Annotated in this window: 6 protein-coding genes; all 6 read right to left on the reverse strand. The window is 49.1% G+C overall.

From position 1 onward, the window contains the following. Positions 1 to 15 precede the first annotated feature (15 nt). The 6 genes from LZD49_RS29490 to LZD49_RS29515 all read right to left on the reverse strand — a co-directional run bounded on the left by LZD49_RS29490 (position 16) and on the right by LZD49_RS29515 (position 6,347). Positions 16 to 1,128: a Gfo/Idh/MocA family protein gene (locus LZD49_RS29490; RefSeq protein WP_234671559.1), complete on the reverse strand. Its 1,113-nt coding sequence runs from the start codon at positions 1,126 to 1,128 to the stop codon at positions 16 to 18. Positions 1,129 to 1,563: 435 nt separating this feature from the next. After that, on the reverse strand, positions 1,564 to 1,941 hold the full coding sequence (locus tag LZD49_RS29495) for a hypothetical protein (protein ID WP_234671560.1): 378 nt from the start codon (positions 1,939 to 1,941) through the stop codon (positions 1,564 to 1,566). A 287-nt stretch (positions 1,942 to 2,228) separates the two neighbouring features. Continuing rightward, positions 2,229 to 3,470, reverse strand: coding sequence for an MFS transporter (locus LZD49_RS29500; RefSeq protein ID WP_234671561.1), 1,242 nt, complete (start codon positions 3,468 to 3,470; stop codon positions 2,229 to 2,231). Between the two features lie 131 nt (positions 3,471 to 3,601). Next, positions 3,602 to 4,372, reverse strand: coding sequence for a 3-ketoacyl-ACP reductase (locus LZD49_RS29505; RefSeq protein ID WP_234671562.1), 771 nt, complete (start codon positions 4,370 to 4,372; stop codon positions 3,602 to 3,604). Then, positions 4,369 to 5,514 (reverse strand): Gfo/Idh/MocA family protein, encoded by a 1,146-nt coding sequence (locus tag LZD49_RS29510; protein WP_234671563.1) that lies wholly within the window; start codon positions 5,512 to 5,514, stop codon positions 4,369 to 4,371. The genes LZD49_RS29505 and LZD49_RS29510 overlap by 4 nt, the downstream gene beginning before the upstream one ends. An 8-nt stretch (positions 5,515 to 5,522) precedes the next feature. Next, positions 5,523 to 6,347 carry a sugar phosphate isomerase/epimerase gene (locus LZD49_RS29515; protein ID WP_234671564.1) on the reverse strand — a complete coding sequence of 275 codons (825 nt, stop codon included), beginning with the start codon at positions 6,345 to 6,347 and terminating at the stop codon, positions 5,523 to 5,525. Between the last annotated feature and the right edge of the window lie 304 nt (positions 6,348 to 6,651).

The following is a 6,651-nucleotide window of genomic DNA, read 5'->3' on the forward strand; positions in this document are numbered from 1 at the left end:
TTGTTTTTCTAATCTTTACTTCGCAGCCAACATCACCTTCGCCCCGCCCTTACGAATGGACTCATACACCGCGTCTACCACAAGCATATCTTTCAATCCTTCCTCACCGCTCACATTAGGGTCAGGTTTGTTGTTGAGGATAATATCAGCGATGCCATCCATTTGGAGCGTCTGGTGCGTGACGACTGGCTGGTTCATCGGCCCGAGGTGCGTGCGGCCTTTAATCGGGCCGTAGCCGAATGCGGGGCTGAGTTCAGCAAAGCCTTTTTCCCCGATTACATATAGCCTTTCGTAGTTATTGAATGCATAGGTAGTTCCGCAGTTCGCTACAATGCCGCTGGGGAAGCCAAGTTGGAACATAACGGTCTCGTCGACTTCCTTAAACTTGACTGGGTCTGTCTTCGTTTCTTGCGCAGTTACCCAGATCGGCTCTTCGCCTGTTGCGTAACGGGCGCCGTTCAAGGCATAAATGCCTACGTCCATCATGGCACCGCCGCCGGCTAATGCCTTTTTGAGTCGCCATTGGTTCGGGTCGCCGGATTTGAAACCCATGTAATTATTTACATGCATGATCTTGCCCAATTCACCCGCCTCACGCATGCGTATAAGCTCCCGCGTATGCGGCTCGAAGTGCATCCGGTAGCCGATGTAGAACTTCACACCCGCTTTTTTGCATGCTGCGATCATCTCGCGGGTTTGTTGCGCATTGTCGGCAACCGGCTTTTCGCAAAGCACATGCTTTCCCGCCGCAGCAATTTGAAGCACATGCTTATGATGCAATGAATTGGGGGTGGTAATGTAAACGATATCGATGTCCGGATTATCCTTGATCTTGCCGACCGTTTCGTAGCTATAAGTGTTCTTTTCAGGGATATTGTATTTCTGTTTCCAGGTTTCCAGCTTGGAAGGCGTGCCGGAAACCGCCCCGACGAGCGTTGCCATTTTGCAATCTTTCATCGCCTCAGCCACGCGGCTGGCGTAACCGCCTAATCCCATTAAGGCGACACGCAATTGTTTATCGGCCTTCGGACCGGAATATAACTCACGTGCAGATGCGGGAAGGTCGCTCAACGCCGTTGCGCCGACGCCTAATGTCAGTTTTTGCAGGAAGTCTCGACGAGAGTCCATATTAATGAGTGATTTTCAGTGAGTAAAGAGATATTTAATGGCAGGCATTCAAAAGGCAAAGTGAATTGCTGCGTTGTTCTCCTTAACTTTTTGTAACTCATTTATTTGAAAGTGCTATTTCGGCGGGGTAGGAACACGGCTGTCGACTGCGAGTGTCGTGACTATTGCTCTGAAGGTACCAATGCATTTACGGATCTCACCCTGAGCGTAAGTACTGTGCAGGATATAATTAATATTTGAAAAGGATGGTGAGGAGACACAGATTTCCAGGTGTGATTGATGGAGATATGTACGTACACAATAATGAGATTTATTGAAAATGTCAAAGCGAAACTTTCATCTAATACTTTTCGATTTTCAAGCGTTTATGAATAAGCAAAAAGCGGCGCCTCCCGCAATGGGAAGGCGCCGCCAGGCAATTTGTATTTTGAACCCTTAATTAACTGTCAGAACACGTTCCACTTTTTGGTCGGCCAATTCGAAAGTTTTGGTCTGGATTTCGTTGCCGCTGATGATGTCCAGCTTGTATTTGCCGGCTTCCATCGCGTCCAGATTCAAGGTGCGTCCAAATTTTTTGTGCTCTTTTGAGACTGTTTCGCGATATACGACGGTTCCCTCTGAGTTTTTGAGCAACAATGTGGTTTTGGAATCATTGGCTTTATCAACGAGTACGTTGATCTTGCCGGTTTTGGTGGCATAAATGCCGGTTCCGAATGTGGAAACTTTTTTGGCTTCTTTATCTCCAGCATAGGCGGTGAAAGAAGCGGCTGCAAGCGCAAGGGCGCAGATGAAGGTGTTAACTGTTGTTTTCATGATAATTTTATTTTTATGGCTATAAGTTTTGTTCTATTTTAAGAACGGGACAAAGGTAAGATCAGGCTCGTGTACACCGGTAAGCAAAGTACACGAGCGGATTTTCGGGTGGGACAAGTGGTTGATTCCCAGCATAAGCAATTAAACGGTCTCTCATGGCTATTTTTTAATTTAACCAAGAGATGGATGTCGGGGCGGGAATGTTGCTTGGAAAAGTGTTAATAACTGTTAAAAAAAAACGGCCCTCCATCTATGGGGGCCGTTTTTAACTAAAACTAAAACCGAAACTATTCTTTTTCTACAAAGTCCATGTCCTTTGTAAATGTCTCTTCGAGGAAATACAGGGCTATTAATGCGATTACCGCGGTTGCAACCCCTATAATTAGTCCGCTCTGGATTACACCCAGGTCGGATTTGAAATTCACGAACAATGCCGCGAGCGGAATGGTCGCGCCGCGTACGAAATTAGGTACCGTCGTTGCTACTGTTGCCCGAAGGTTGGTACCGAAAAGTTCTGCGGCGATCGTAATGAACAATGTCCAGTAACCATTGCAGAATCCGAGCAAGGTACAAAGCAGATAGAAGGAGAACAAATCCTGCATTGGAATCAGCAGATATCCGACCACCATTGCAAGCGACAGTACGATAAATAATCTGATCACTTTCTTTCTGCTCCGCATATACTGGCTCAGTAAACCACTGACGATGTCACCACCAACTTGCCCTGAAAACGCCAGCATGACGGCTTTTCCTGCATTAATCCCCTCAATCCCCTTTGCAGCCCCGAATTCAGGCGAAAAAGTAATAAGAATTCCTACTACAAACCAAATTGGCAGACCTACCAGGATCGCCATCAGGTATTTACCCAGGCGCTTGCTGTTGGTGAGGATCATCATGATGTTACCACGATCCACCGAACGCTCCTTGGCATGTTTGAACATTCCGGATTCAAAAACATTGAACCGCAAAACGAGCAACAGGAGCCCCATGCCCCCTCCGACGAAGTAGGATATGCGCCAGGCAAACAAATCGGCTACGAAATAAGCCAAAATTGCTCCCAAAACGCCGAGGGTAGCTACCAATGTGGTGCCATAGCCACGGATCTCTTTGGGGAGTACTTCTGTAACGAGTGTAATGCCCGCACCCAGCTCTCCGGCAAGTCCTACACCCGCAATAAAGCGAAGAATGGCATACTGATCAAGCGAGGTCACAAATCCATTGCCGATATTGGCGAGCGAATACATGATGATCGATCCAAACAATACAGAAAGGCGGCCTCTCTTATCCGCAATGATTCCCCATAGCACACCGCCGATCAGCATCCCGGCCATCTGATAATTTAATAAGCCGATACCTTCTGTCAGCAACTGGTCATCAGCCACGCCCAGCGCTTTGAGGCTCGGTACCCGTACCACACTGAACAGAAAAAGGTCGTACATATCGACCAGGTAACCCAGCGCTGCGACTATCACCGGCACTTGCAATAGCTGCGAAAGCAGGGAAGGATTGGAATTGTTGGTTGTTGACATAGGGTTAGGTGTTGACTTCGGCTGCCGGTATGAGCCGGCAGCCTGATGTTGTTTAAATGTCAATCAATTCTTTTTGACGGCTGACGGCCGACCGCCGAAAGTGTCGACCATGGACCATGGACTATTGTTTCTTACAGGCGGTCGATCAGCATTCCGCCATCCACGCCGATTACCTGGCCGGTGGAGTAGGGGAAGTCGCCGCGGGTGAGCGAGGCGACGGCTTTACCGACATCTTCGGGTGTTCCCCAGCGTGGCTGCAATGCAATGCCGCTTTGGAACAGGCCATCATATTTTTCCTGCACCTTGGAAGTCATGTCCGTAGCAATAATGCCGGGTCGGATCTCGTAAACGGGGATGTTGTATTCGGCCATTCGCACGGCAAACAGGAGGTTGGTCATCGCAAGGCCTGCTTTTGAAATACAATATTCTCCCCGATTAACAGACGCCACGGTCGCAGAAATAGAGGTTACAAAAATGATTGCCGCTTCAAATGCATGGTTATTCTGTTTCACGTGGGCCATGCGTTTACCGATGGCTTGTGTGAAAAAGAAGGGCCCTTCCAGATTCGTGGTCATCACCTCCTGGTAATTCTCGATCGTCGTTTCAAGCAGGTCTAGGCGTGTACGCGGGGCAATGCCTGCATTGTTTACGAGCAGATTGATCTGCCCGAAAACAGCAAATGCTTTTTCAATAATAGCTTCGCGGTCGGTGGCGTTTGCAATGCTACCCTGACAATAGGCCACTTCTGCCCCTAATTCGCGGAGTTCGTCCAGCGCTGCGGCGGCATCGGCTTCGTCACGGACACCGTTGATGGCCAGGTCATAACCTTCTTTAGCAAGAGCTTTGGCAATGCCAAAACCAATGCCGCGACTGCCGCCAGTGATCAATGCTGTTTTTTTCATAGTTCCTGTACGTCTACCCATTGGCGTTTTTCCCAGCTTTCGAGCCCTTTTTCGGCCAGTTGTACACCTCTGGCACCCGCTTTAAGATCCCATGGGAAAGGCGTGTCTTTAACAATGTGTTTTAAGAATAGCTCCCATTGTGCCTTGAAAGCATTGTCGTATATCTCCTGTTCAGGTACTTTCGACCAGCCGTCGAAGAATGGGATCGGTTGAGCAATATCGGGGTTCCAAACTGGCTTTGGCGTATTACCATAATGCTGAACATAGCAGTCACGGAGACCGGCGACAGCTGACCCATGCGTACCGTCCACTTGGAGTGTAAGCAGATCGTCGCGGCGTACACGTACTGTCCAGGATGAATTGAAATGAGCAATAACATTATCTTCCAGCTCGAACGTCGCATAACAGGCGTCGTCGGCGGTACATTTGTAGGTGTTACCGTTCTCATCTACGCGTTCCGGAATGTGCGTTGCGCCGAGGCAGGATACTGCTTTTACTTTTCCAAACAGATTGTCAAGTACATAACGCCAGTGGCAGAGCATATCCACGATAATACCGCCGTCGTCCTCCTTGCGGTAGTTCCACGAAGGGCGTTGCGCCGGAATGCTGGTGCCTTCAAAAACCCAGTAACCAAATTCACCTCTTACGGAAAGGATCTTTCCAAAGAAACCGGCTTCCATCAGTCTTTTCAATTTTACCAAACCCGGTAACCAAAGCTTATCCTGCACCACACCATTTTTTAGGCCGGCTTTCGTTGCGAGTTCATATAGTTCCAATGCTTCCTCCGTGGTAGTACCGGTTGGTTTTTCACAATAAATGTGCTTCCCTGCCTGAATGGCCTTCTTTACGGCAGCTGCACGACGGCCAGTTACCTGCGCGTCGAAATAGATCTGATAATGCGGATCAGACATCACCGAATCCAGGTCGGTTGTATATTTCTGCACGCCCGACTGCTTACAGAGTGCTTGCAACTTGGCTTCGTTGCGACCTACCAGGACCGGATCAGGAATGATCACCTCGTCGGACGAGATTTTTACGCCACCTTGTTCAATAATCGCTTTGATTGAACGTAGCAAATGCTGGTTGGTACCCATACGGCCGGTTACGCCGTTCATGATAATGCCAATGGTATGTGTTGTCATTGTTTTTTTTATACAGTTTTAAGAAAAGCCTCAGTAATCTCATTCAAAAACAAATGCTGGTCTTTGGCCCAATGGATGTCCGAGAAGATCTCGACCTCGCAAAAACCATTGAACCCGGTCGCTTCCACCCAGCTTCTGATCTTTTTCAAATCAATACATCCTTCGCCCATTAGTCCGCGGTCGTTCAGCAGATCAATAGTATTTACTTTCCAGTCGCAAACGTGGTAAGCCAGCAGGTTGCCATTAGCCCCGCATCTTGCAATTTCTTTTTCCAGATCACCATCCCACCACAAATGGTAGACATCCACGGCCACACCCACAAACGATGACTTGAAATACTCAGCCATATCATTGGCCTGTGCAAGCGTGTTAATGGCCGAGCGGTCGGCTGCATACATCGGGTGTAGCGGCTCGATAGCCAATTTTACACCCAGTTTTTCAGCCAGCGGAAGAATCGCCTCGATGCCCTCTTTGATCTGCTCGCGCGAAGTTTCCAACGATTGGTCAGGCGACGCTCCGCATACGAGGACGATCATAGGTGCGCCCAGAGCTGCGGCCTCTTCGAGGAGCTTGCGGTTATGGTCGATCGCCTGCGCCCTTCCGGCGCTGCTGGTATGCGGGAAAAACCCGCCACGAACATAAGAGACAATTTCAAGCCCGGCCGCACGGATGATTTCTCCCGCACGATGCGGCCCAATCCCCTCCGTCGCATTCTGCCAGACGCTAATGCCCTTCACGCCGGCACTGGCATAATTTTCCACCGCCTCGGAAAGTCCCCAGGGCTTGGTAGTAATGGTGTGGATACAGCACCGGTCGAGTGTTATGTTTTCCAATATGTTATTGGTTTAAGGATTTTACAACTGCAAGATGTCATTGTCGCCCTGAGCGGACCGGTCTTCGACTGCGCTCAGACTGACAATAGGGTTACCTGACTGCGCTCAGACTGACAATAGGGTTACCTGACTGCGCTCAGACTGGCAATAGGGTTACCTGACTGCGCTTAGACTGACAATAGCGTTACCTGACTGCGTTCAGACTGACAATGGCGTTACCTGACTGCGCTTAAACTGACAATAGCGTTACCTGACTGCGCTTAGACTGACAATGGCGTTACCTGACTGCGCTTAGACTGACAAT

The sequence above is a fragment of the Dyadobacter sp. CY261 genome (assembly GCF_021440085.1).
GTDB lineage: Bacteria > Bacteroidota > Bacteroidia > Cytophagales > Spirosomataceae > Dyadobacter.